Raw genomic sequence first — 23,865 nt, forward strand, 5'->3', positions numbered from 1 at the left:
GCGACAACCGACGAGATGCCGGATTCTGATAGCACTTCTCCTGCAGCGCCGCAGGAACTCATGCCCTGCTTGCTACCGCGAGGTGCCCACATGTCCGTGCAACCCACCACACGTCGCCGCGTTCATCCCGTCGACGAAGTCTTACCCGTTCCGAAGCTTGCGGCGTACGGCTTTCAGCACGTCGTCGCGTTCTATGCAGGTGCAGTCCTGGTGCCGATCATCATCGGTAGCGCCATCGGTCTGACCAACGAACAGCTCATCCATCTGATCAACGCAGATCTGTTCACATGCGGAATCGCATCGATCATCCAGTCGGTCGGCTTCTGGAAGATCGGCGTGCGGCTGCCCCTGCTGCAGGGCGTCACGTTCGCAGGCGTGTCGCCGGTCATCGCGATCGCAATGGCCAACGGTGGAGGCACCGACGGCCTGCTGTACGTCTACGGGGCGGTGATAGTCGCCGGCCTCGTCACGTTCTTCATGGCTCCGTACTTCAGCAAGCTTCTTCGGTTCTTCCCGCCCGTGGTGACCGGCACTGTCATCACCATCATCGGTGTTGCTCTGCTGCCCGTCGCGGTGAACGATGCAGTCACCAATCCTGCAACACACGAGCAGGATCCGACCAACGGTCGATGGATGGCCTACGCCATCGGCACTCTGCTGATCATCGTGCTGATCCAGCGATTCTTCAAGGGGTTCATGGCGACGATCGCTGTTCTCCTCGGTTTGGTGATCGGCAGCGCCGTCGCATTCGTACTGGGAGACATGAGCTTCGACGGTACCGGCGAGGCGTCGTGGGTCGGTTTCACCCAGCCGTTCCTGTTCGGCGCCCCCAAGTTCAGCCTCATCGCCATCATCTCGATGATCGTGGTCATGCTCATCATTGCTGTCGAGACCACCGGCAGTGTCTACGCCACCGGAGAGATCGTCGGCAAACGCATCAAGAAGGACGATATCGCGGCGACTCTCCGCGCGGACGGTGTCGCAACGGTCATCGGTGGCACCTTCAACTCGTTCCCGTACACGGCCTTCTCGGAGAACGTCGGTCTGGTTCGACTCACCGGTGTTCGGAGCCGGTGGGTCGTCGCGGCAGCAGGCGGCATCATGATCTTGCTCGGGCTCCTACCGAAAACCGCGGCGGTCGTCGCGTCGATCCCACCTCCAGTCCTGGGTGGTGCGGCGCTCGCGCTGTTCGCGACGGTTGCCGTCGTCGGCATCCAGACGCTCTCGAAGGTCGACTTCACCGACCACCGGAACCTCATCATCGTCGCGACCAGCCTCGGTCTGGCCATGCTGGTGACAATTCAACCGAGCGTCTCCCAAGGTGTCCCAGCCTGGTTGGAAATGCTGTTCGGAAGCGGAATCGTACTAGGCGCCGTTACCGCGATCGTGCTGAACGTCCTGTTCTTCCACATCGGAAGCCGTGGTCAGGCAGTGGCGGGAGGCCCAGGCAAGGGCATCACCCTCGACAAGGTGAATGCAATGACGCCGGACGAGTTCGCAGCCACCTTCGGCGGTCTCGTCCAGGGCACCCCGTGGGTGGTCGAGCGTGCGTACCAACAGGCACCGTTCGCCGACGCGCACAGCCTGCGTGAGGCATTCCAGGAATCCCTGCTGGCGGGGACGACGGAGGAGCAGCTCGAACTCATCAACAACTACCCCGACCTGGGCAGTGAAGATGCAACCGGGACGCTGAACGCATCCGATCACATCGGGTTGTCCAACCTCGAAGAGGACGAGCACGAGAACATCGTTCAACTCGCGGCCGAGTATCGGCAGCACTTCGGCTTTCCCCTCGTGATCTGCGCGCGCGAGACCGAACGATACGATCGAGTACTCGCCAATGGGTGGTCCAGAATCGAGAACGCTACCGCCGCGGAACGGTCGTTCGCGATGATCGAGATCGCCAAGATAGCGAACTACCGCTTCGATGACCTCGTCGCCGATGCCAACCCCATCGCCGCCGCCCGATTCGGTCGCCTCACCGAGTACAGATAGCGAGATGCGTTGTTACACGAATGGATAGGCCTGGATGGTTTCAACAGGCTCTCGGATCGACAGGCGATGCATGCATTGTTCGAGTGCTGCTCGTCGTCGATCTGGGCGCGTCGCGTCGCCTGTTCCCGTCCCTACTCCACCCGAGATCAGCTTCTGGACAGAGCAGATCGGGTTCTCGCGGAGCTCTCGGAGGCGGAAGTCGACAATGCGCTCGACGGGCATCCGAGGATCGGAGACAAAGCCGACAACGCATCGTCCAAGCGCGAACAGGCAGCGGTACAGAGCGCGGGCGCCGATGTGCTGACCGCGCTGGCCGAAGCAAACCGCAAGTACGAGGCCCAATTCGGCCACGTGTACCTGGTGTGCGCTACAGGTCGGTCGGCTCCGGAGTTGCTCGCTATCCTCGACGAGAGACTGGGGAACGACCCCGAGACCGAGCGACGGGTATTGCGAGTGGAATTGGCAAAGATCAACAGAATCCGGCTGAACCGCATGCTGGGGCCCGAAGAATGAGTGGGCTGAGCACCCACGTTCTCGACGCGGTCAGCGGCGCGCCTGCCGTCGGCATACGAGTTGCGCTCTGTCGCGAGGGCGACGGTGAGATCTCGACCGCGGCAACCGATGCAGACGGGCGGATTGCCGAATTGCTACCGGGACCGATCGACTCCGGGACGTACCGACTCGTGTTCGACACCGGCCAGTACTTCGAGTCACTCGGCACACCGACGTTCTATCCGGAGGTGTCCATCTCGTTCACCGTCGCCGACCCGCTCGCGCACTACCACGTCCCATTGCTGTTGTCCCCGTTCGCCTATTCGACCTATCGCGGGAGTTGACATGACCGACCTGAACGGCAAGATCGTCCTCGGGGCCAACCAGTACGGCAAGGCCGAAAATCGCGTCGTGCGCATCTACCGCGATACACCTCGACACGAGATCCACGACATCAACGTCTCCAGCGCTCTGCGAGGTGACTTTTCCCCCGCTCACCTTCTCGGCGATCAGTCGAACGTCCTTCCGACCGACACCCAGAAGCAGACCGCATACACCTACGCCAAGTCCAAGGGCTTGCTGCACATAGAGAGCTACGGTCTCGACCTCGCCCGGCACTACGTCGACGACGTCGAACCCGTCGAGGGTGCGCGTATCGAACTGGAAGAGTATGCGTGGCAACGAGTCGTGATCGACGGTGCCGAGCACGACCACACCTGGACGCGGAAGGGTGAGGAGATCAGGACCTCTGCCGTGACTGTCGAGGGCAAGGGTGAGTACCAGCGCACCTGGGTGATCAGCGGCTTCAAGGAGATGATCATCCTCAAGTCCACTGGCTCCGAATTCGCGGGATTCCTCGAAGACGAACTGACAGTTCTCGAACCGACCCACGACCGAGTGATGGCCACGTCGCTGACCGCGCAATGGCGATACACGCATACCGATGTCGACTGGGACGGGGTGTACGCCGGGGTCAAAGCAGCGATGATCGAACGATTCGCCAACCTGCAATCGCTCGCCCTGCAGCAGACGCTGTACGCAATGGGCGAAGCCGTGCTCGAAAAGTACCCGTTCATCGCCGAGATCCGCATGTCCGCGCCGAACAAGCACCACTTCCTCTACGACATCGGCCGTTTCGGCGTCGAGAACAACAACGAAGTCTTCAATGCCGACGACCGTCCGTACGGCCTCATCCAGGCAACCGTGGAACGCGAGGACGCACCCGAGAGCGGATCTGCCTGGCGCACGTACTCGATAGTCGGGTAGGCGCTCCGCGCCAGTAGCCCGAAGGCGCTCCGCGCTAGTGGCACGGTTATGTGCAGCCCAACGTACTCAACCGTGCCACTGGTCCGGGGCCCTACTGCAGAACCTGCTCCGCCCACTCGACCAGCGGCGCCATGTTCCGCCACGCATCTCGAACCTGCACCGCAGCGTCGGGAGTCTCGAGCCACGGGGGTGAACCGAAGTGCCTGCTGACCGTGAGCGTCTTGTGGCGCAGCAGATCTATTCGCGGATGGTCCGCCTCGTAGCCCCGCGGTTTCGTCTTCAGCTGGTCGCCGCCGATGTCGAACCCTGCCTCCTGCATGGCGGCCACGATGCCTTCGAGCTCGGTTCCGCGGACCTCCGTGTCGACTGCTTCGCGGAATCTGGCGATCCCCTCGGTGGTCGCGCCGTAGAAACCGCCTGCGACGAACAGCCCCGCCGGGTCGATCTGCACGTAGTACCCCAAGCTCGGCCCCCTCGCGACGAAGGCACCCTGATGCGCCTTGTACGGGGTCTTGTCCTTGGAGAACCGGACATCGCGGTACGGCCGAAACAGCTTGGCCTGGCCGAATTCCGGCTCCAACACGGCCGCAAGCGCCGCCATCGGGGCCTTTACGGATCGGTCGTAGACATCCTTGTGGGCGTTCCACCAGACTTTGCTGTTGTCAGCTTCGAGGTCCTCGTAGAAGTCGAGCGCAGCGAACGGGATTCCGGTGAAAGCCATACGGGCAATTCTAGGTGGCGGGCGTACCCACAGACTCCAGTGCCAGAAACACATCGAGCCGGTCGGTCGTCGACCCGAGATCGCGCCCGAGCAATTCCTCGACTCGTTTGATCCGGTACCGGACGGTGTTCAGGTGCACGTGCAACACTTCGGCTGTCCGGTTCCACGACCCGCCCTGCGCGAGGAATTCTCGCAGGGTCTCGAGCAGCCCGGAATCTCCGTCGTACTCCAACACCGGACCCAGCACTCGCACCGCGTATTCACGTCGGACCCGGTCGGGAAGTGTCGACACCAACGACAATGCCGAGTCCAAGTCACCTGCAGCGACGACCGCCACTTGTCGATCACTGGCTCGGGCGACGTCAGCCGCGTGCCGCGCAGCATGGATCGCTCCTTCGAGTGCGGCCCCGGTCACCTCGGAGCTGACTCCGACGGCCAATCTGGCGCGGCCGATACCAGGAGCCAGTCTTCGCAAACGCGTGCGCAGAACAGGCACGATGTCGAGGTCCTTCGTCGCGACGATTCCGACGACGTCTCCCCTGGTTCCGCCTCCGACACACCGGCCACCGAAGGACGTGAGAGTGTCCGACAGCACGGTTCTGAGCAGTTCGTTCATGTCGCCTCGACCGACGAACGCCGCGCTGATCACCACCAGCGGACGATCGGGATCCACCCCGGCTTGGCGAAGGCGGACGAGAGTTTCGGCCTTGGACCAATCCTCTTCGAGCAACTGCACGGCCTGATCAGCGATTTCACGACGCACAAGACGACCTTCTTCGCGTCGGGCCCGGTCGAGTGCCGCGATCGAGGCGAGCTGGCCGAACGCATCGGCGATGGGCGGACTGAATTCCTCGAAATTGCCCGCGGCTGCAATGAACCAGCGCATCGCACGCGACGACAGCGACGCCCCGACGGCGAAGATGCTGTATTCACGCCCGCCGTCGAGGCTGACGGTGGCGGGCAGACGATCGGCCGACAGTGCCCGATGAGTGAGCGCATCGACATCGGCGTCGGAGAACGGTGTGGCCTCGAGGACCAGACGACGGCCGGTCGCCGTGAAGATCAAGCACTGCATACCGGTTTCGCGGGCGGTGTGCAGTGCCAGTTCGTCGAGGGCTCGCCCCTCGGCCACTGCCGTCAACAGCTGCCGCTGACGCATCAACGAGGAATTGAGTGCGGCGATTCGGTCGCCCGTGACACGTCCGACCAAGAACTCCGTGAGATCACCGAAGGACACCGATTCGGGTACCGCCAGGAGCGGAAGTCCATGACGCTCGCACGCGTCGACGAGATCGTCCGGTATGTGGCCGAGCAAGCCCTCCCCGGCAGCCAATGCCGCAGCGCCCGAGCCGAACACCGCGGCGACGAAGGTCTCCGAATCGCCGGGCTCACGCCTCCAGACCAGTCCCGTGATGACGAGTTCACCGCCGGCGATGTAGCGAGACGGATCAGGAAGGTCCGTGGTGAACGTCCACCGTACTGTCCGGTCGAGCGCGTCCCGGTCGGTCGTGAGCAGTCTGATGCCGAACTCCGGCACGTCGAGCAAGTCCTTGACCTGCACGCATCCCCCTCCGACTGCCCTTGTTTGTACGAACGGACAATAACGAGCACGTGTTTCACGCGCGTTTCCGTCGTATCGCATCAGTACGCCTCCCACGTAACAGTTGTTCACTAGAGTTCAAGATGACTTGGATGTGAAGGTGGTGACGCGTGGACCTGGGGACTATCGAGGATGTCGTAATTCCCGACGGTAGGTCCGGGCTCCCTCCCGGTCACGTCGATACAGCCGTCATGGCGGGCGGGACCTGGTTGATGTCGGAGAAGCAAGACCATCTACGACGCCTGGTCGATATCACTGCTCTCGGATGGGATCCGATCACCGCGGGCGAGGGGCTCGAAATCGCCGCGACGTGCACAATCGAAGAACTGTCCCGAGCTCACTTCGACCGCGAGTGGCCTGCAACCGTTCTCTTCGAGCAATGCGCAACGGCTCTGCTCGCGTCGTTCAAGATCTGGAAGGTTGCGACGGTCGGCGGCAACATCTGTTTGTCACTGCCTGCGGGCGCGATGATCTCGCTGGCGACTGCGCTCGATGGCGTTGCGTTCGTCTGGTCTTCCGACGGCGCCGACTACCGCATTCCCGTCGTGGATCTGGTGACCGGCCCGCACGAGAACGCTCTGCGCATCGGTGACGTCGTGCGCAGTATCGAGTTGCCCGGGCGAGCACTGTCCGCGCGCACCGCGTTTCGAAAGACTGCCCTGTCGCCGCTCGGTCGGTCGGCGGCGGTCGTCATCGGGCGCGTGGATCTCGACGGTCGATTCGTACTCTCGATCACGGCATCGACAACTCGCCCCCACGTTTTCCGATTCCCGACGCCTCCCGCGCAGGACGAGCTGGTTTCTACTCTGGCAGAGGGCATTCCAGACGCAGCCTGGTACGACGATCCACACGGCGCACCGGATTGGCGCAGGCACATCACTCTGCGGTCGGCCCAGGAGATACTCGAGGAGTTGACGTGAAGGTCGACATCAATGGAACACCCACCGAGTGCTCCCCACGACCGGGACAGTGTCTACGCACGATGCTGCGTGACCATGCCCACTTCGAGGTCAAAAAGGGGTGCGACGCCGGTGACTGCGGAGCATGCTCGGTGCTCGTCGATGGACAACCGGTGCACTCGTGCATCTTTCCGGCGTTCCGTGCTGCGGGTCGAGAGGTTGTCACCGTAGCGGGCCTCGGCACGCCCGAGGATCTGCACCCTCTTCAGCGGCGGTTCGTCGAGGCCGGCGGATTCCAATGTGGATTCTGTACAGCCGGCATGGTGGTGACTGCGTCGACACTGGACGCAGGCGATATGAACGAGCTGCCGGAGCGTTTGAAGGGAAACCTGTGTCGCTGCACGGGATACCGGTCGATCGAGGACGCTCTGCGCGGCGTGGTGAACACCGAGAAGCCCACCGAGGGTCCGTCCTCGGGCCGGTCGCTGTCGGCACCGGCAGCCACGAGAATCGTCACCGGCACCGAACCGTACACGTTGGACTACACCCCCACCGGGCTACTCCACGCAAGCGTCCTGAAGAGTCCGCACGCGCACGCACGTGTCCTGCGAGTCGACACATCTGCCGCCGAGGCCCTGCCCGGCGTCAGATGTGTCCTCACCTCGGCCGACAGCCCCGATCGCGTGTATTCGACGGCTCGGCACAATCAACGCACAGACGATCCGGACGACACTTGCCTCATCGACACCGTGATGCGCTTCAAAGGCCAGCGAGTGGCCGTCGTCGTCGGCGAGACCCTGGCCGCAGCCGACGCGGGTTGCCGCGCGCTCGTCGTGGAGTACGAACCCTTGCCCGCCGTGTTCGACCCCGCCGAGGCGTCGCAACCCGGGGCGCCGCTGGTGCACGGCGACAAGGGGGCCGAGTCGAGGATCTGCGACCCGTCACGCAACCTCGTCGCCGAATTGCACGGAGGTACCGGGGATGTCGACGTCGCGCTCGCGTCCGCCGACGCAGTGGTGACCGGTCGCTACCGAACACAACGGATACAGCACGTGCACCTCGAAACGCACGGCACCATCGGTTGGATCGACGACGATGGTCGATTGACGTTGCGCACCAGCACCCAGGTTCCATTCCTCGTACGCGACGAAATCTGCGAAATATTCGGGCTCGGCCTGGACAAGGTCCGTGTGTTCACCGCTCGCGTCGGCGGCGGATTCGGCGGCAAGCAAGAACTGCTGACCGAGGACGTCGTTGCGCTTGCAGTATTGAAGACAGGAGCCCCGGTCCAGTTCGAGTTCACCCGCACGGACGAATTCACCGTCTCACCGTGCAGGCACCCGTTTCAAATCGACGTGACTGCCGCAGCGACCGCCGACGGTACGTTGACCGCCCTCGCCATCGACGTCGTCACCGACGCCGGCGCGTATGGCAATCACAGTCCCGGGGTGATGTTCCACGGGTGCAGCGAGTCGGTCGCGCTCTACCGCTGCGCGAACAAGCGGGTCGATGCCAAGTCCGTGTACACCAACAACATTCCCTCCGGGGCCTTCCGCGGGTACGGGCTCGGGCAGGTCATATTCGCCGTCGAGTCCGCCCTGGACGATCTCGCCCGCGACCTGGACATCGACCCCTTCGAGTTCCGCAGACGCAACGTCGTGGTACCGGGCGACCCGATTGTTGCCGTGCACGTCGAGGGGGACGATCTGATCTTCGGTAGCTACGGCCTCGACCAGTGCCTGGACCTCGCGGAGCGTGCTCTGCGATCGGGTGACGGTGCCGGCGCACCCGACGGATGGAAGGTCGGCGAAGGAATGGCGGTGGCGATGATCGCGACGATTCCCCCGCGTGGCCACGTCGCGGAGGCGTCGATCGCGATGCTGAGCGACGGCCGCTACGAGATTCGCGTCGGCACCGCAGAGTTCGGGAACGGGACGACGACGGTGCACACGCAGATCGCGGCCACGGAACTGCACACCTCTCCGGAGCGCATAGTCGTCCGTCAATCGGACACGGACGCAACGACGTACGACACCGGCGCATTCGGGTCTGCAGGGACCGTCGTGGCGGGCAAGGCGTTGTACGCAGCAGCGCAATCGATGTCGAGGCACATTCGAGACATCGCCGCCGCCGTCTCCGGGTGTGCGGCGCAGTCCTGCGAACTCGGGCCCGAGGGCGTCCAGTGCGGGGAGCGGTTCGTTTCCTTGCCGGAGATTTTGGCCGCTTCAGGCGGGACCCTCGTCACCACGGGCGACAACGGCGGCGTTCCGAGGTCACTGGCCTTCAACGTCCAGGCCTTCCGCGTCGCCGTCGAAGAGTCGACCGGCACAGTGCGTATCCTGCAGTCCGTTCAGAGTGCCGACGCCGGAATTGTCATGAACCCGCAGCAGTGCCGCGGGCAGATCGAAGGTGGGGTCGCCCAAGGTATCGGATCTGCGCTGTACGAGGAAATCAAGACGGACGGAGCCGGCACGGTCGTCACCGATTCCATACGGAGCTATCACGTTCCGCAGTTCGCAGACATCCCGCGCACCGAGGTCTATTTCGCCGATACGTACGACCAGCTCGGTCCATACGGCGCGAAATCGATGAGTGAGTCACCGTACAACCCGGTCGCCCCTGCGCTGGCGAATGCGATCAAGGACGCGGTCGGCTCACGCCTTTACGAGCTGCCCTTGTCGTCGGAACGGGTATGGAGATCGTTGGACGGCTGAGTCTCGGGAGTCTGTTCGGTGAGAGCCCGTTCGGTGGGGACCCGCCAGTTCGTCGTCAGCCTCCAGTAGAGGTACGCAATCAATCCGAGCGGAATCGGTAGGAACCAGGTAGCGAACCGGAACAGCAGAACGGCAGCAACGAGTTCCGCCTGCGCGCTCGCCGCCAGTCCGGCACCCAACACCGCGATGAGCGCGGCCTCCGCCACGCCGAGTCCACCCGGAGTCGGCGCCACGAATGCGGCGAGCCACATCGCACCGAATGCGATGACGATACGATCCCAGCCGATCTCGTCGTGGCTCAGTCCCGACATCCGAACTGCAACGCCGAGCACCAACGCTCCGAGCAGCTGAGAGAGCAACATGGTCGCCGTCAGCGCACGCCAACATGTGCGTACTCGACCGAGTAGGTCGACGCGAAAGTCGGCGATGACCTGTTCCATGTCTCGAGATTCGATCCTGGTGAACCGCCTCGCCAGTGCGTTGCGGAACCGCGTGAGCACCCGGCCGATTCCGCGCGCGAATCCGTCGTTGGTGATGATCAATGCGATCATCAGACATACGGCCGTCACGACGACGCACGCCCCCACCGCGATCAGGACCGTGGAGCCGGTAACGGAACCGAACGTCACCAGCAGTACCAGCGCGACGGACATGAGCACGTACCGCGACAGGTTGGTCCAGATACCGATCGCGATGATCGACGTCGTGCTGTCGGACAACCCGAATCCCCAGGACCGGTACATCGCAAAGGTCAAACCTGTTGCCACGGTCCCGCCTTCGGGGACGGTATTGGCAAGTGCAAGAGATGCCGTGCGGGCCACGCCGGCTTGTCGCATGGACAATCCGGGAAGGGTATAGACCATCGGCCGGAACATCGACGCGAGATACACGAGTCCGAGACCCGACACGATCAGTACCTGAGCGAGCGAGATGGAGTCGATAGCACTCGACACCTCGTCGGAGCTTCCCACAGTGCGGTAGAGGAGCCACATGACAAGACCGACCACGCCGTAGGACAGAACGGCGGACAGTACCTTCCGGACTCCTGACCGGGTCATCGGTCGTAGAAGGTCTGCAGAATGATGGTGCTACGAGTGCGCACGTTCGCGGTGGCGCGGATCTCCTGCAGTAGATGTTCGAGGCCGCGTGGGGATTCCACCCGAACGAGTAGAACATAGCTCTCTTCGCCGGCTACGGAGTGGCACGATTCGATGGCACTTATGTGCCTGAGCCGGGCAGGTGCGTCATCGGGTTGCGCCGGATCGATCGGGGTGATGGCGACGAACGCCGACAACGGTCGACCCAACGCTTCTGAATCGACTTGCGCGGTGTACCCACGGATGACTCGTCTGGACTCGAGTCGCCGCACTCGCGATTGCACGGCCGACACGGACAGACTTGCCTTCTCGGCGAGGGTCGCCAGGGTCGCACGCCCGTCCGCGACGAGTTCGTCGATGATCAACCGGTCGATCCGGTCGAGGTTTTCGCTCACCTGCGCAATGTAGCTCAGACAGGTAACTTTCGGCCTATCGGACCGCAGACAATTCATTTTTCAGGAGGGATAGTCTGTTTTCGATCATGACACGAACAATGGAGGCAGAACGAGGACCATCACTGTCGACCAGGCGACGTGCGTCAAGATCGGCGCCAGGATGCCGCCCGACGCGCGCCTCTGCAATGCCAGGACGAATCCGAGGGTGATGGCTGCGAACGCCAGCATCGGATTGCCACTCGCCAGCGTGACGACGGTGTAGATGATCGTCGAAATGAGCACCGGCTTCTTCCGACCGATGGCCGCGAACAACGCTCCTCGGAAGAAGATCTCTTCTGCAACACCATTGAGGAGTGTGATGAACACGATCAGGGCGAGTGAGCCGAACCGGGCGTGTGCCAGGACGTTTTCGGTGAAGTCGGCGAGCGGCGGAATCTGGCGCACGACGAGCGCGCCTGCTACGAAGACCGCTCCCGCGGCGAGTCCGATCAGGATCGGCGTGACGATCGGCCGTCGCATCGATCCGTTGAAGGTGATTCGGCCCAGGTGCAGAGGGCCGGAGGCGAAGCCGCCGATGATCCATGCCGCCGCCAGACCGATGGTCAAGGGGTAGAACGCGCTGTCACCAGGGCTGACGGACAGCGATACCCCCAACAGCGTCGCGCCGACAACCAGGGTGACGACCACCACGATGCGTCGACGGAGAAACGCTCTGTCGCTTTCGTCGTGGTTCCGATCCACCTTCTCCACGAGAGCGGATCTGACGACGTCCCTGACGCTCGTCTGCCAGGACGCCATCACACCTCCGTTGTCGTGTCATCTCGCGGTGACAGTTCCTCGCCTCTGTCATCGTGCAGCACCCGTCGTATCACCGATCGGGCGCGATCCGAAACCCCGTCGACGACGTCCAGGTTGGTGCGGACCACGGCAGCCACCGGCCAGGAATAGAGAAGCTTGGTCGCGCCGAGCGATTCCAACAGCTTCCAAGTCTGTCCCGACGAGGCCGCCACCCCGTACCTGCGGATGCCGAGCTCGTCACCGCCGCTCCACGCAGCATCGGTCACCGCCAATCGCAACGGATCCTTGAGCGCACGCACCCCGGGTGGTGTGCCCACAGTGCCCTGCACGCTTCGGTTCATCGCGCCCTCGACGGTGGTCCGGCCACCTACGGGTTCGCCCGCCAGCTCGACGATACGGTCCTCTCCGGTGGTCATCGTGTTGTGCAGCGAATCGACCAAGTCCTCCGCCAACGCGTCGGGAAGCGGGATGATCTTGCCGATCACCCGACCCGCGAGCGAGGTGGGGACCCCCGGAGTCGAAACGCCGACCCGCCTCAGACCGGCAGCTTCGACGTAGGCGAACAGCAGGTCCCGGTAGGGCACGACGTCAGGTCCGCCGATGTCGTACGCACCCGCAGGCACAGTCGATCGCGACGCCAGCAGATAGAACAGGACATCGTCGACCGCAATGGGTTGAACGGGATGGCTCAGCCACGCCGGTAGCGGCAGCACGAGAAGCCTGTCCGCGAGGTAGCGGAGCATTTCGTACGACGTGGAGCCCGCCCCCAGCACTATCGCCGCCTTCAGCCAGACGAGCTCGACGCCGTCCACGCTCAGCGCCGTTCCGACGTCCGCTCGGCTCGCAAGATGCTCGGATAGCTGCTCGTCGTCGGGAACGAAGCCTCCCAGATAGACGATTCTCTTCACACCCGCTGCGGCTGCAGCGGCAGCGAACTGCTCCGCCGAACTTTGGTCCTGAGCTCGATAGTCCGACTGCCCGATCGCGTGCACCAAGTAGTACGCGACATCGATCTGCCCAGCGGCGGCGAACCCGGCTTTCAGCGAACCGGCGTCACTCGCATCGAGTTCGCACGGCTGCACGTCGTCCCACCAGTCGAATACGCTCAGGCTTGCGGGATTCCTCGACGCCGCGACAACCGTGTCACCGTCATCGAGCAGTGCTGCGACCAATCGCGACCCGATGTACCCACTGGCGCCGGTGACGAGAACTCTCATGCCTCGAGGCTAACCGCATCCGCGTAGTGCCGCCGACGACGAGGGGTCCCTGTGGCATTGTTCGTGTCATGGCTCTCGAGCGTGCGGGCGTGCGACTTCCCGATCTTCACAGCGGTTTCACCGTGGCGAGGATGGGACTGGACGTGGTCCGATCGAGTGCCCGCTGGTCCATCGACACTGCTGTTTTCGCGCTCGAACTTCCCGGTCGACTCGAAGCGCTGCTCGACGATGTGTCCGCGCTGCTGGCGCGCGTCAACGCTGTCGTCGACGCCGCCGACATGGTCGTCGCGGAGGCCGCCGCGACGACGAGGTCCGCGGAGGACGTCGTGGATTCGGCCTCCAAAGCTTCGGTCACAGCGCTCGGTCTGGTCGAACTGTTCGATCCCATTGCGCAACGATCCGCGCCGATGGCGAAGAAGTTCGTCGAAAGCCTGGACGAGAAGGAAGTCGACGCGGCGATCGCGATGGTCGATGAGTTGCCTGGGCTGGTCGCACACCTGGAAGCCGTTATCCCCATCCTCGCCACTTTGGATACTGTCGCCCCCGAGATCCACGAATTGCTCGGCGTCACAAAAGATGTCCGACGAGCGGTCATCGGGATCCCGGGCTTCAAATTCTTCCGCAACCGGGGCCAGGAAAAACTGGACGACGAAGAAATCCAGGACTGACGCTCGCCTACTTTACGAACGCGTCCCCTGAGTGGGTGAAACACCAAGGCCTGCAACCAAGCTCGGGAGCTAGTGCCACTTTTGCCGACCTAGCACTCCTGATCACCACGTGAACGCATGTGCCTAGAGCGTGTCTCCCAAATTTGAGAGGTGCTGTCAGCGATGATATTTCGATGACGCGCGTGGGAGTGATCAGTGACGAGTTCTGGGAGATCGTCGAGCCAGTGATACCCACCGACGTGGGAAAACGTGGGCGGCGGTTCGCCGAGCACCGGCGAATTCTGGAGGGCATCGCATACCGATTCCGTACCGGGTGTCCGTGGCGAGATCTGCCGGAGGACTTCGGTCCGTGGCAGACGGTGTGGAAACGCCACCACCGATGGTCCTTCGATGGCACCTACGACGAGATGCTTGCCGCGGTGGCCGAGGTGTTCGGTCTCGACCCGGAAGAACTCGACGGCGATATCGGGGCGGTGCTCTCGATCGACTCGACCAGCGTCCGGGCGCATCAGCATGCGGCCGGTGCGCGAGCCGACACTCTCACAGGGGGCCTTGTCGAATTACAAGAAATCCGTCGACGAACCCGCTGACCACGCGCTGGGTCGATCTCGCGGAGGATTCACCACGAAGATCCATGCACTGACCGACCTGACGTGCTCGCCGGTGACGATGCTGCTGACCGGTGGGCAAGCCGGGGACAATCCACAGTTGGTGCCGTTGCTCGATGCCCACCGAGCTGCCGGTGGGGACCAGGACTACCGATTGCTCGCCGACAAGGCGTACACCCATCCCAGTACCCGCACCGAACTGCGTCGCCGCAAGATCAAACACACCATTCCCGAGCGCAGCGACCAGAAGCAGCGACGGGCCGACAAGGGGTCCGCCGGTGGTCGTCCACCGGGTTTCGATCCGACGATGTACAAGCACCGCAACACCGTCGAGCGTGGCTTCGGGCGGCTCAAACAGTGGCGTGGTGTGGCCACTCGATATGACAAGTACGCCATGACATTCCTCGGGGGCGTTGTCCTGTGCGCGGCAGTTCTGCACTCCCGCAACCACAACCACCGCCCGGCGATGAAAACGAAAACGGACCCAATTTAAGAGACACGCTCTAGTCGGTAAAAAGGGTGCTAGGTAGCTCAGCAGACTATTTACTGGCCCTCGTTTCGGATCAGCTTTCGGACTCGCCGTACTCGGCAACGAGACGATCGAACTCGGCGCGATCGACAAGCTGAGGCTCACCGATGGCCAGGGCCTGCGCGTACTTGCTCGCCAGGTGGTAGTCCCGACCTATCGGCCCGCGTTCGCCATCGTCGTTTTGGATACTGGCTCCAGGTGGGACCTCGTTCTGGAGACCGTTGGTCTCCCTGCCGAGCCGAGCATCGAGCTGTGCGGAGATCTTCTGCATGATGTCTTGGTCTTCGGTCATCTCTGTCCCCTACCCGATCGCCACGGATTTCACACGTGATAGATGCTCGTGGTTCTTTGTCGGTGGCTCGGGGCATAGTGGTCGGGTGGCCAGGAAACGCGTGACCGAGCAGCAGAACGGTACTGGCCTGTCCAAGTTTTCTCCGGCTACTCAGGAATGGTTCGGCGGCGCGTTCCACAGCCCCACGTCCGCCCAGGTAGGCGCATGGGATGCGATCTCCAGCGGCCGCCACACGCTGGTCGTCGCACCGACTGGTTCAGGCAAGACACTGTCCGCCTTTCTGTGGTCGATCGATCAGTTGGCAAGCCGGGACCAAGAGGACCGCGAGCGCAAGACGAAAGTTCTGTACATCTCGCCACTCAAGGCGCTTGCTGTGGACGTCGAGCGAAATCTACGCGCACCGTTGGTCGGCATCACGCAGACCGCCAAACGGCTTGGGCTCGCGCCACCCGACATCTCGGTAGGCGTCCGGTCGGGAGACACGAGTCCCGCCGACCGCCGCTCGATGATCAAGACGCCGCCGGACATTCTGATCACCACGCCTGAGTCTCTGTTCTTGATGCTCACTTCGGCGGCGCGTGAGTCACTCACCCTTGTCGACACCGTCATCGTCGACGAGGTACACGCCGTCGCCGGAACCAAGCGTGGCTCGCACCTGGCATTGTCGCTGGAACGTCTCGATCTGATGCTGCCGAAGCCCGCGCAACGGATAGGGCTGTCCGCGACGGTTCGCCCCCATGAAGAAGTGGGGCGCTTCCTGACGGGGGTGGCTCCCATCGAGATCGTGGCGCCCCCGGCGCCCAAGACTTTCGACCTGTCCGTACAGGTACCGGTCGAGGACATGACCGAACTCGGCGTCAAGGAATTGCCCGACGGTGACGCCACGGCCGCGCCGCAGCAGGGTTCCATCTGGCCTCACGTCGAGGAGAAGATGGTCGACCTGATTCTCGAGCACAAGTCGTGCATCGTGTTCGCCAATTCCAGGCGGCTCGCCGAGCGGCTGACCGCACGCCTCAACGAGGTGCACTCCGAGCGACTCGGCGAGGGAGTCGAGACTGTCCACGGCCCGCCGTCCCAACTCGGCGGTTCGAGTGAGGTCGGTCACGGTGCCGATCCGTTGCTCGCCCGCGCCCACCACGGAAGTGTCAGCAAGGACCAACGCGCACTCATCGAAGACGACCTCAAAACCGGTCGCCTTCGGTGCGTGGTCGCGACAAGTAGCTTGGAACTCGGAATCGACATGGGAGCAGTCGATCTCGTGGTCCAGGTCGAAGCACCGCCCTCGGTCGCGAGTGGATTGCAGCGCGTCGGGCGCGCCGGACACCAGGTCGGTGAGATCTCCAAGGGCGTGCTGTTTCCGAAGCACCGGACCGACCTGATCCACTGCGCCGTCACCGTCGAACGCATGACGGCGGGCAAGATCGAATCACTGTTCGTGCCGGCGAACCCGCTCGATATCTTGGCCCAACAGACCGTCGCCGCCTGTGCTCTCGAACCGATCGATGTGCACGATTGGTTCGATGCGGTACGCCGCACCGGCAGCTTCGCCACTCTGCCCCGGTCGGCCTACGAGTCGACCCTGGACCTCTTGGCCGGCAGGTATCCATCCGACGAGTTCGCCGAGCTGAGGCCGAGGTTGGTCTGGGACCGCGACGCCAACACCCTGACCGGCCGCCCAGGAGCACAGCGCCTCGCCGTCACGTCCGGTGGCTCCATCCCCGACCGCGGCCTGTTCACCGTGTACATGGTCGGCGAAAAGGCTTCTCGTGTAGGCGAACTGGACGAGGAGATGGTCTACGAGTCCCGAGTTGGCGATGTGTTCGCGCTCGGCGCCACCAGCTGGCGGATCGAGGAGATCACCCACGATCGGGTTCTCGTGAGCCCGGCCTACGGTCAACCTGGTCGGCTGCCGTTCTGGCACGGTGACGGACTCGGTAGACCCGCTGAGCTAGGGCGCGCGCTCGGCGAGTTTCTGCGCAGCACAAGCGAGCGCGAACCGCTGGCGCAGCGGTTGTCCGGCGACGGACTCGACCCGAATGCCGTCGCCAACCTGATCGCGCTCCTCGACGAACAGAACACGGCCACCGGACAACTTCCCACCGATCGCACCATGATCGTCGAACGGTTTCGGGACGAGCTCGGTGACTGGCGTCTGGTGCTCCACTCGACCTACGGCCAACAGGTGCATGCTCCGTGGGCGCTTGCCATCGGCGCGCGGTTGATCGAGAGATACGGCATCGATGCCGCTCCTACCGCATCCGACGACGGAATCATCGTGCGCCTTCCGGACACCGAGGACCACCCACCCGGCGCCGATCTGTTCGTCTTCGACAAAGACGAGATAGCCGACATCGTCACCGAGCAGGTCGGCGGATCCGCCTTGTTTGCATCGCGCTTCCGCGAGTGCGCTGCCCGCGCACTGCTTCTCCCCCGCCGCAATCCGGGAAAACGAGCCCCGCTGTGGCAGCAACGGCAACGGGCTGCCCAACTGCTCGACGTGGCGCGCAAGTACCCCACCTTCCCTATCCTCCTCGAGACCGTCCGTGAGTGCCTGCAGGACGTGTACGACCTGCCCGCCCTGGAAGAAATCCTGGCGCAGATCGGTCGACGGCAGATTCGAATCGTCGAGGTCGAGACCGCATCTCCGTCACCGTTCGCCAACTCGTTGGTTTTCAGCTACGTCGGAGCATTCATGTACGAGGGCGACAGCCCTCTCGCCGAACGCCGCGTACAAGCGCTCTCACTCGATTCGACATTGCTGGCCGAGCTGCTCGGACGAGTAGAGCTGCGCGAACTCCTGGACCAGTCCGTCATCGAGATCACCGAGTCGGAGCTACAACGGCTTGCGCCCGACCGACGCGCGAAAGACATCGAAGGCGTCGCCGATCTGCTCCGCATGCTCGGGCCGTTGACGGTGGACGAAGTGGCAGCGCGCACCAACGGTGACGAGTCTCAGCTGTGGTTGACCGAATTGGCTTCTGCTCGTAGAGCTTTGGAGGTCAGTTTCGCCGGTCACACCTGGTGGGCTGCAATCGAGGATGCCAGCCGACTCCGGGATGCGCTCGGCGTCCCGCTGCCGATCGGCACCCCGGCGGCGTTCATCGAACCGGTCGACGATCCCCTGACCGATCTGGTCAGTCGCTTCGCTCGCACTCACGGACCGTTCGCGGTGACCGATCTTGCCACCCGATTCGGGTTGGGGACGGCGGTAGCCAAGAGTGCGTTGGCCGCGCTCGGGGCCGACAAACGCGTCGTCGAGGGCGAGTTCCGACCGGAGAAGACCGGAAGCGAGTGGTGCGACGCGGAAGTCTTGCGTCGAATTCGTCGTAGGTCACTTGCTGCGGCCAGGCAGGAAATCGAACCCGTCGCCACCTCCACCCTCGGACGTTTTCTGCCCGCGTGGCAGCACGTCGACAGTCGACAGCTCAGCGGAATAGACGGAGTGGCGACGATCGTCGAACAGCTGTCCGGAGTGCCGATTCCAGCCTCCGCGTGGGAACCGCTCGTGCTCGCGTCGAGGGTTCGCGACTACTCCCCCGCAATGCTCGACGAGCTCACGTCCACCGGCGAGGTGATGTGGTCCGGCCACGGATCTATCACCTCGAAGGACGGGTGGGTGTGCCTGCACATGGCGGACACGGCCCCGCTGACACTTGCTCCCCCCGCCGAGTCCGATCTGTCGGAGCTGCAGCTGCGGGTGCTCGACGCTGTCTCTACAGGCGGTGCCTACTTCTTTCGCCAGCTGGCCGATACCGTCGGCAGCACCGACGACGAAAGCTTGCACGCCGCACTGTGGGAGCTCGTCTGGGCAGGCCGACTCAGCAACGATACATTCGCACCGTTGCGCGCTCTGCTCAACGCGACGACGAGATCGGCGCCGAGCCATCGCGCACCCCGTAGAACGCCTCGGTTGAGGTCGTACCGCAGGCTCGAGCGTCCAACTCTGCCCACCCGCACCGGGCCGCCGACGGCAGGCGGACGGTGGTCTCGTTTGCCCGAGCTCGAACCCGACGCCACCGTTCGTGCCCACGCCACCGCCGATGTTCTTCTCGAACGCTACGGCGTGGTGACTCGTGGGTCTGTCATGAACGAGGGTGTGCCAGGTGGATTCGCAACGATGTACAAGGTGCTCACCACGTTCGAGGATTCCGGTCGTAGCAGGCGCGGGTACTTCGTCGACTCGCTCGGCGGCGCACAGTTCTCGACATCCGAGGTGGTCGACCGCCTTCGAACCTACGAGGAACGGGAGAAGACGGGTGCCGTCGTGCTCGCGGCCTGCGACCCCGCGAACCCCTACGGCGCGGCGTTGACGTGGCCCAAACGAGTGTCGGACGAAGAGATCAAACACAGGCCCGGCCGAAAGGCGGGCGCACTGGTCGTACTGCACGAGGGCGAACTCGCGATGTACGTGGAACGAGGAGGCAAAACCGTCCTCACATTTTCCGATGACGACGCCGTAACGGCAACGGCTGCACGCGCGCTCGCTGCGACAGTCAAACGGGGAGGCGTCGACAAGCTCCTGGTGGAACGGGTGGACGGCAATGACATTCATGGCACCCGGTTCGCAAAGGTGCTGACCGAGGCCGGGTTCTCCGTGACGCCGCGCGGACTCAGGCTGAGGAGCTGACATGCCCGAGGGCGACACTGTGTACCGCGCTGCCAACGCACTGCGCGCAGCACTCGGGGGTCATGTCCTGACCGGCTGCGACATCCGGGTCCCGAGGTATGCCACCGTCGACTTCACCGGGCACACAGTCGACGCGGTGCGCTCCTGCGGCAAACACCTGCTGATTCGGGTGGGCGGATACTCGATCCACAGCCACCTGAAAATGGAAGGCACCTGGCAGGTCTACCCGCGCGGCGGGAAATGGAGAAGGCCGGCCTTCCAGGCACGGGCGATCCTCTCGACCGATCGATCGACCGCCGTCGGATTCGAATTGGGCGTACTGGACATCGTCGAGAACGAAGAGGACGTGGTCGGCTACCTCGGACCCGACCTGCTCGGTCCGGACTGGAATGCGAGTGCCGCAGCGGCCAATCTTCGCTCCGATCCCGACCGGTCGATCGGCCTTGCCTTGCTCGATCAACGCAACCTCGCAGGGCTCGGCAACGTCTACCGCAACGAGATCTGCTTCCTTCGCGGCATCGATCCCAGGACGCCAGTGAAAGACGCCGGCAACATCGACAAGATCGTCGACCTGTCGTCGCGGACGATCGTCGCCAACAAGGACCGAAATCAACGGGTCACCACTGGCGACAGACGAGCGGGCCGACACTTCTGGGTGTACGGGCGCGAGAACAAGCCATGCAGGCGCTGCGGGACAAGAATCGAATTCGGGATGCTGGGCGACAATCCCCTCGAGGAACGGCAGATCTATTACTGCCCGTTTTGCCAGCCGCGACCCAGCTGATTCACAGGGTCGGCGCCGATTATCGAGTGCATGATCTTCTTGGCAATACTCACTCTGGCAGTGATGGCAGTGTCGGGGTCGGTGGCCGCCACAGCGCCTCGGACTCTGGTGCGAACCCGAGAACAACAGGACGCGCTGCATCGAAGAACTACACCAGCCCGACGCGAGGCGGGATCTCTGTCGAGATGTTCGGTAAAACTGGAGGCCGGGCAATCTATGCTTTCTTCGCATGGCACCGAATATTCGGCAGTTACTGCATCGTCCTCTGCTGTCGCGTAGCCATCCACTCGAACCAGACAACGCCGCGAGCCGCATCAGCGCATATGTCTACGGAAACATCCTGGTCCTGGCCGCGTTGATCCCGTTGACGTTCCACGAGGAGCACACGTTCCAGGGCGTTGCAATCGTGCTCGGGACCGCGATCTCGACTTTCATCGCGCACGCCTTCGCAGAAGGAGTCGGACAGACGGTGCGGACGGGCGTAAATCTCTCGCGTTCCGAACGGTTGAGCGAGCTACGCAATTCGGTTCCGGTCCTCAGCGCGGCAGTGCTGCCCGCTGCTTTGTTGGGGATCGGCTGGTGGGGGCTCTTCGAGCCGGAGCTCGGTCAGATCCTCGCCGAGATCACCGTGATCGCCAGAATCGCGTCGACGAACTATGTGATCGGTCGTCTTCGCGGAGAGAAACCCACCCGCGGAACATTTTTCGGATCCCTAGCGCTCGCTGCCGCGGCCACGGTCATCGTTGCTGTCAAGATCGTTCTGACGCACTGAGTTCATGTCGCCAGCACGAAGAGCCAAGATTGCGTCTTCGAGTCGCCGACCTGCTCGATAGAAGACACCGACCAACCTGCACTATTCAATGCTGCGCGAATAGCCGGTTCGCGCCAGTAGGTGAAGTAGCGCGGCAGTTCGAGCTTCGCTGTGCTCCAGCCCGATCCGTCGCCTTCCTTGAGAGTGAAGGCGAACACGCGTGATGACCGCCTTGCTCGACGGAGCACGGAAAGGAACTCTTCCCTCGTCAGATGCAGCAGGACAGCGTTGGCGAAGATCCCGTCATACGGACCCCCGAGGTCGTCGGTCACGATATTCAACAACCGTGCATCGAACCCGTCGGCACGCATGAGGTCTACCAAACCGGGTGTCCCGTCGGTGCGTTCGACGTGAACTCCCATTCCATCCAGATGCTGGGCATCCCAACCTGGCCCACTACCAAGTTCCAGGACACGGCCACCTCTTACATGAGCAGCGAACTTCTCCATGAACACCTGTAGCTCTGCGCGGGATCGTTCCGTCCGCGCGACATACAGGTGAGCCGCGGCTTGATAGGCAGCCAGGGTCCGATCGCCGTGCGGTCCGGTGAGCGCGCTGTCGACCCCCTCGATCACTGCTCGCGCATGGGCGGCGTCGACACACTCACCGGCTCGAGGATTTCCTGACGGGCCTCCGGCGCGACCACCCGTAGAGCATCCGCCGATTCATCGTCGGGCTGCATCTGCGATTTGATCTCCGCCTCGACGCGGGCGTTGTAGGTGTCGACCTCGCGGTCGACCATTTCCGGATCCCACCCGAGGACAGGCGCGACGAGCGCCGCGACCTGACCTGCACAGTTCACGCCGCGATGGGAGTACTCGATGGAGATACGAGTTCGACGCGACAGGATGTCCTCGAGGTGCAACGCACCCTCGGCCGCAGCCGCGTACACGACCTCGACCTGCAGGTAGCTGGGTGCGTCGGTGAGAGGCTGCAGCAACTCCGGCTTGTCCTTCGCCATCGCGAGGACCTCGTCGATGAGCGAACCGTACCGGTCGAGCAGGTGTGTCACCCGGTACGGGTGCAGCCCGTACATCTCAGCGAGGTGGTGCGTCTGGTTGACGAGGGCGAAGTAGCCGTCGGCACCGACCAGTGGCACTTTCTCGGTGATCGAAGACGCGACCCTGGCCGGGATGTCCTCCGCCGCCAGATCGACCGCATCCTCGGCCATGACGCGGTAGGTGGTGTACTTGCCGCCTGCGATCGCCACCAACCCGGGCGCGACGCGTGCAACGGCATGCTCGCGAGAGAGCTTCGAAGTCTCGTCGCTCTCCCCCGCCAGCAGCGGTCGCAATCCCGCGTATACACCGTCGATGTCCTGATGAGTGAGCGGTGTCACGAGGACAGTGTTTACCTCGCCCAGGATGTAGTCGATGTCGGCTTTGGTCGCGGCCGGATGTGCGAGATCGAGCTTCCAGTCGGTGTCGGTGGTGCCGATGATCCAGTGCGCTCCCCACGGAATTATGAACAACACCGACTTCTCAGTGCGCAGGATGATCGCTGCCTCGCTCACGATGCGGTCACGCGGCACGACGATGTGCACGCCTTTCGACGCGCGAACCCGGAAGCGACCACGCTGGCTGGACAGCGCTTGAATCTCGTCGGTCCACACGCCGGTTGCATTGATGACGACGTGGCCGCGCACCTCCGTCGTCGCGCCGTTCTCCGAATCACGCACGCGCACACCGGACACCCGATCCGCTTCCCGCAGGAAGCCGACCACCTGAGACGACGTCCGCACGACAGCGCCGTAATGCGCAGCTGTCCGAGCAACGCTCATCGTGTGCCGGGCGTCGTCGACGACGGTGTCGTAGTAGCGGATCCCGCCGATCAGTGACTTTCGTTTGATCCCGGGCGACATTCGAAGAGCACCCGAGCGGGTCAAGTGCTTCTGCGCGGGAACGGACTTGGCCCCGCCCATCGTGTCGTACAGAAAGATCCCCGCAGCGATGTACGGCCGCTCCCACACGCGATGGGTCAGCGGAAAGAGGAATTTCAGCGGCTTCACCAGGTGCGGGGCCAGCGTCGACAGGGACAGTTCACGCTCGTGCAGCGCCTCCCGAACCAGGCCGAATTCGAGCTGCTCCAGGTACCGAAGACCCCCGTGAAACATCTTCGACGAACGGCTCGATGTGCCCGAGGCGAAGTCACGGGCTTCGACGAGTGCCACCTTGAGCCCGCGGGTCGCCGCGTCGAGTGCTGCTCCTGCCCCAACGACACCTCCGCCGACCACGATCACGTCGAACTGCTCGGATCCGAGCCGCTCCCACGCCTGCTCGCGCGCCTCGGGGCCAAGAAATGTGGTGTTCGATCGGTTGCTCAAGAGCTCGCTCCCCACGTGGACGGTTCGAA

Annotated in this window: 19 protein-coding genes and 1 pseudogene; 11 read left to right on the forward strand and 9 right to left on the reverse strand. The window is 63.4% G+C overall.

Annotated elements, in window-relative coordinates:
* Nucleotides 1–60: 60 nt before the first annotated feature.
* Genes uraD (WDS16_RS13085) through pucL form a run of 4 tightly spaced genes read left to right on the forward strand, consistent with a single transcriptional unit; the run spans nucleotide 61 to nucleotide 3,753 of the window.
* On the forward strand, nucleotides 61–1,995 hold the full coding sequence (gene uraD / locus WDS16_RS13085; protein ID WP_422395829.1) for a 2-oxo-4-hydroxy-4-carboxy-5-ureidoimidazoline decarboxylase: 1,935 nt from the start codon (nucleotides 61–63) through the stop codon (nucleotides 1,993–1,995).
* 9 nt (nucleotides 1,996–2,004) lie between these two features.
* A complete protein-coding gene (uraD, locus tag WDS16_RS13090; protein ID WP_338893061.1) occupies nucleotides 2,005–2,508 on the forward strand; it encodes a 2-oxo-4-hydroxy-4-carboxy-5-ureidoimidazoline decarboxylase in 504 nt (167 codons plus the stop codon).
* The gene (uraH, locus tag WDS16_RS13095; protein WP_338893062.1) at nucleotides 2,505–2,831 is read left to right on the forward strand and encodes a hydroxyisourate hydrolase; all 327 of its coding nucleotides are present in this window, start codon (nucleotides 2,505–2,507) and stop codon (nucleotides 2,829–2,831) included. Before uraD (WDS16_RS13090) ends, uraH begins: the two co-directional genes overlap by 4 nt.
* Nucleotide 2,832: 1 nt before the next feature.
* Nucleotides 2,833–3,753 carry a factor-independent urate hydroxylase gene (gene pucL / locus WDS16_RS13100; protein WP_338893063.1) on the forward strand — a complete coding sequence of 307 codons (921 nt, stop codon included), beginning with the start codon at nucleotides 2,833–2,835 and terminating at the stop codon, nucleotides 3,751–3,753.
* A gap of 91 nt (nucleotides 3,754–3,844) precedes the next feature.
* Here the strand turns inward: pucL and WDS16_RS13105 are convergent, their stop codons facing one another.
* Both WDS16_RS13105 and WDS16_RS13110 read right to left on the reverse strand, forming a co-directional pair.
* Nucleotides 3,845–4,474 (reverse strand): DUF2461 domain-containing protein, encoded by a 630-nt coding sequence (locus WDS16_RS13105; RefSeq protein ID WP_338893064.1) that lies wholly within the window; start codon nucleotides 4,472–4,474, stop codon nucleotides 3,845–3,847.
* 10 nt (nucleotides 4,475–4,484) lie between these two features.
* Nucleotides 4,485–6,035 carry a PucR family transcriptional regulator gene (locus tag WDS16_RS13110; RefSeq protein ID WP_338893065.1) on the reverse strand — a complete coding sequence of 517 codons (1,551 nt, stop codon included), beginning with the start codon at nucleotides 6,033–6,035 and terminating at the stop codon, nucleotides 4,485–4,487.
* Between the two features lie 149 nt (nucleotides 6,036–6,184).
* Between WDS16_RS13110 and WDS16_RS13115 the strand changes: the two genes are divergently transcribed.
* A complete protein-coding gene (locus tag WDS16_RS13115; RefSeq protein WP_338893066.1) occupies nucleotides 6,185–6,994 on the forward strand; it encodes an FAD binding domain-containing protein in 810 nt (269 codons plus the stop codon).
* Nucleotides 6,991–9,687, forward strand: a complete 2,697-nt coding sequence (locus WDS16_RS13120) for a molybdopterin-dependent oxidoreductase (RefSeq protein WP_338893067.1) — start codon at nucleotides 6,991–6,993, stop codon at nucleotides 9,685–9,687. Before WDS16_RS13115 ends, WDS16_RS13120 begins: the two co-directional genes overlap by 4 nt.
* Here the strand turns inward: WDS16_RS13120 and WDS16_RS13125 are convergent.
* The 4 genes from WDS16_RS13125 to WDS16_RS13140 form a co-directional block, all read right to left on the reverse strand.
* Nucleotides 9,636–10,745 carry a lysylphosphatidylglycerol synthase transmembrane domain-containing protein gene (locus tag WDS16_RS13125; protein ID WP_338893068.1) on the reverse strand — a complete coding sequence of 370 codons (1,110 nt, stop codon included), beginning with the start codon at nucleotides 10,743–10,745 and terminating at the stop codon, nucleotides 9,636–9,638. The genes WDS16_RS13120 and WDS16_RS13125 overlap by 52 nt on opposite strands.
* A complete protein-coding gene (locus WDS16_RS13130; protein ID WP_068380711.1) occupies nucleotides 10,742–11,179 on the reverse strand; it encodes an Lrp/AsnC family transcriptional regulator in 438 nt (145 codons plus the stop codon). The genes WDS16_RS13125 and WDS16_RS13130 overlap by 4 nt, the downstream gene beginning before the upstream one ends.
* A gap of 84 nt (nucleotides 11,180–11,263) precedes the next feature.
* Entirely contained in the window at nucleotides 11,264–11,977 is a 714-nt protein-coding gene (locus WDS16_RS13135) for a type II CAAX endopeptidase family protein (protein ID WP_338893069.1), read from the reverse strand.
* Nucleotides 11,977–13,194 (reverse strand): NAD(P)H-binding protein, encoded by a 1,218-nt coding sequence (locus WDS16_RS13140; protein ID WP_338893070.1) that lies wholly within the window; start codon nucleotides 13,192–13,194, stop codon nucleotides 11,977–11,979. Before WDS16_RS13140 ends, WDS16_RS13135 begins: the two co-directional genes overlap by 1 nt.
* Nucleotides 13,195–13,262: 68 nt before the next feature.
* On the opposite strand from WDS16_RS13140, the gene WDS16_RS13145 reads away from it, so the two are divergent.
* Complete coding sequence (locus tag WDS16_RS13145) at nucleotides 13,263–13,862, forward strand: ribulose 1,5-bisphosphate carboxylase large subunit (RefSeq protein WP_338893071.1); 600 nt, start codon at nucleotides 13,263–13,265, stop codon at nucleotides 13,860–13,862.
* Nucleotides 13,863–14,035: 173 nt separating this feature from the next.
* Nucleotides 14,036–14,963: pseudogene (locus WDS16_RS13150) on the forward strand (IS5 family transposase).
* A 70-nt stretch (nucleotides 14,964–15,033) separates the two neighbouring features.
* Here WDS16_RS13150 and WDS16_RS13155 read toward each other — a convergent pair.
* Nucleotides 15,034–15,291 (reverse strand): modification methylase HgiDII, encoded by a 258-nt coding sequence (locus WDS16_RS13155; RefSeq protein ID WP_338893072.1) that lies wholly within the window; start codon nucleotides 15,289–15,291, stop codon nucleotides 15,034–15,036.
* A gap of 85 nt (nucleotides 15,292–15,376) precedes the next feature.
* Between WDS16_RS13155 and WDS16_RS13160 the strand changes: the two genes are divergently transcribed.
* The 3 genes from WDS16_RS13160 to WDS16_RS13170 all read left to right on the forward strand — a co-directional run bounded on the left by WDS16_RS13160 (nucleotide 15,377) and on the right by WDS16_RS13170 (nucleotide 21,474).
* The gene (locus WDS16_RS13160; RefSeq protein ID WP_338893073.1) at nucleotides 15,377–19,918 is read left to right on the forward strand and encodes an ATP-dependent helicase; all 4,542 of its coding nucleotides are present in this window, start codon (nucleotides 15,377–15,379) and stop codon (nucleotides 19,916–19,918) included.
* A 1-nt stretch (nucleotide 19,919) separates the two neighbouring features.
* Complete coding sequence (locus tag WDS16_RS13165; protein WP_338893074.1) at nucleotides 19,920–20,702, forward strand: DNA-formamidopyrimidine glycosylase family protein; 783 nt, start codon at nucleotides 19,920–19,922, stop codon at nucleotides 20,700–20,702.
* Between the two features lie 229 nt (nucleotides 20,703–20,931).
* The gene (locus WDS16_RS13170) at nucleotides 20,932–21,474 is read left to right on the forward strand and encodes a hypothetical protein (protein ID WP_338893075.1); all 543 of its coding nucleotides are present in this window, start codon (nucleotides 20,932–20,934) and stop codon (nucleotides 21,472–21,474) included.
* A gap of 2 nt (nucleotides 21,475–21,476) precedes the next feature.
* On the opposite strand, the gene WDS16_RS13175 is transcribed toward WDS16_RS13170, so the two are convergent.
* Both WDS16_RS13175 and glpD read right to left on the reverse strand, forming a co-directional pair.
* Complete coding sequence (locus WDS16_RS13175) at nucleotides 21,477–22,088, reverse strand: class I SAM-dependent methyltransferase (protein WP_338893076.1); 612 nt, start codon at nucleotides 22,086–22,088, stop codon at nucleotides 21,477–21,479.
* Nucleotides 22,085–23,836, reverse strand: a complete 1,752-nt coding sequence (gene glpD / locus WDS16_RS13180) for a glycerol-3-phosphate dehydrogenase (RefSeq protein ID WP_338893077.1) — start codon at nucleotides 23,834–23,836, stop codon at nucleotides 22,085–22,087. The genes WDS16_RS13175 and glpD overlap by 4 nt, the downstream gene beginning before the upstream one ends.
* Between the last annotated feature and the right edge of the window lie 29 nt (nucleotides 23,837–23,865).

This window comes from Rhodococcus sovatensis (assembly GCF_037327425.1).
Lineage (GTDB): Bacteria > Actinomycetota > Actinomycetes > Mycobacteriales > Mycobacteriaceae > Rhodococcoides > Rhodococcoides sovatense.

What these genes read in the sequence shown, in the direction of transcription:
- WDS16_RS13125 (WP_338893068.1), bottom strand. Translation starts at nt 10,745, where the DNA reads ATGACCCGGTCAGGAGTCCGGAAGGTACTGTCCGCCGTTCTGTCCTAC.
- WDS16_RS13105 (WP_338893064.1), bottom strand. Translation starts at nt 4,474, where the DNA reads ATGGCTTTCACCGGAATCCCGTTCGCTGCGCTCGACTTCTACGAGGAC.
- uraD (WP_422395829.1), top strand. Translation starts at nt 61, where the DNA reads ATGCCCTGCTTGCTACCGCGAGGTGCCCACATGTCCGTGCAACCCACC.
- WDS16_RS13140 (WP_338893070.1), bottom strand. Translation starts at nt 13,194, where the DNA reads ATGAGAGTTCTCGTCACCGGCGCCAGTGGGTACATCGGGTCGCGATTG.
- WDS16_RS13155 (WP_338893072.1), bottom strand. Translation starts at nt 15,291, where the DNA reads ATGACCGAAGACCAAGACATCATGCAGAAGATCTCCGCACAGCTCGAT.
- uraH (WP_338893062.1), top strand. Translation starts at nt 2,505, where the DNA reads ATGAGTGGGCTGAGCACCCACGTTCTCGACGCGGTCAGCGGCGCGCCT.
- WDS16_RS13145 (WP_338893071.1), top strand. Translation starts at nt 13,263, where the DNA reads ATGGCTCTCGAGCGTGCGGGCGTGCGACTTCCCGATCTTCACAGCGGT.
- WDS16_RS13165 (WP_338893074.1), top strand. Translation starts at nt 19,920, where the DNA reads ATGCCCGAGGGCGACACTGTGTACCGCGCTGCCAACGCACTGCGCGCA.
- WDS16_RS13170 (WP_338893075.1), top strand. Translation starts at nt 20,932, where the DNA reads ATGGCACCGAATATTCGGCAGTTACTGCATCGTCCTCTGCTGTCGCGT.
- pucL (WP_338893063.1), top strand. Translation starts at nt 2,833, where the DNA reads ATGACCGACCTGAACGGCAAGATCGTCCTCGGGGCCAACCAGTACGGC.
- WDS16_RS13135 (WP_338893069.1), bottom strand. Translation starts at nt 11,977, where the DNA reads ATGGCGTCCTGGCAGACGAGCGTCAGGGACGTCGTCAGATCCGCTCTC.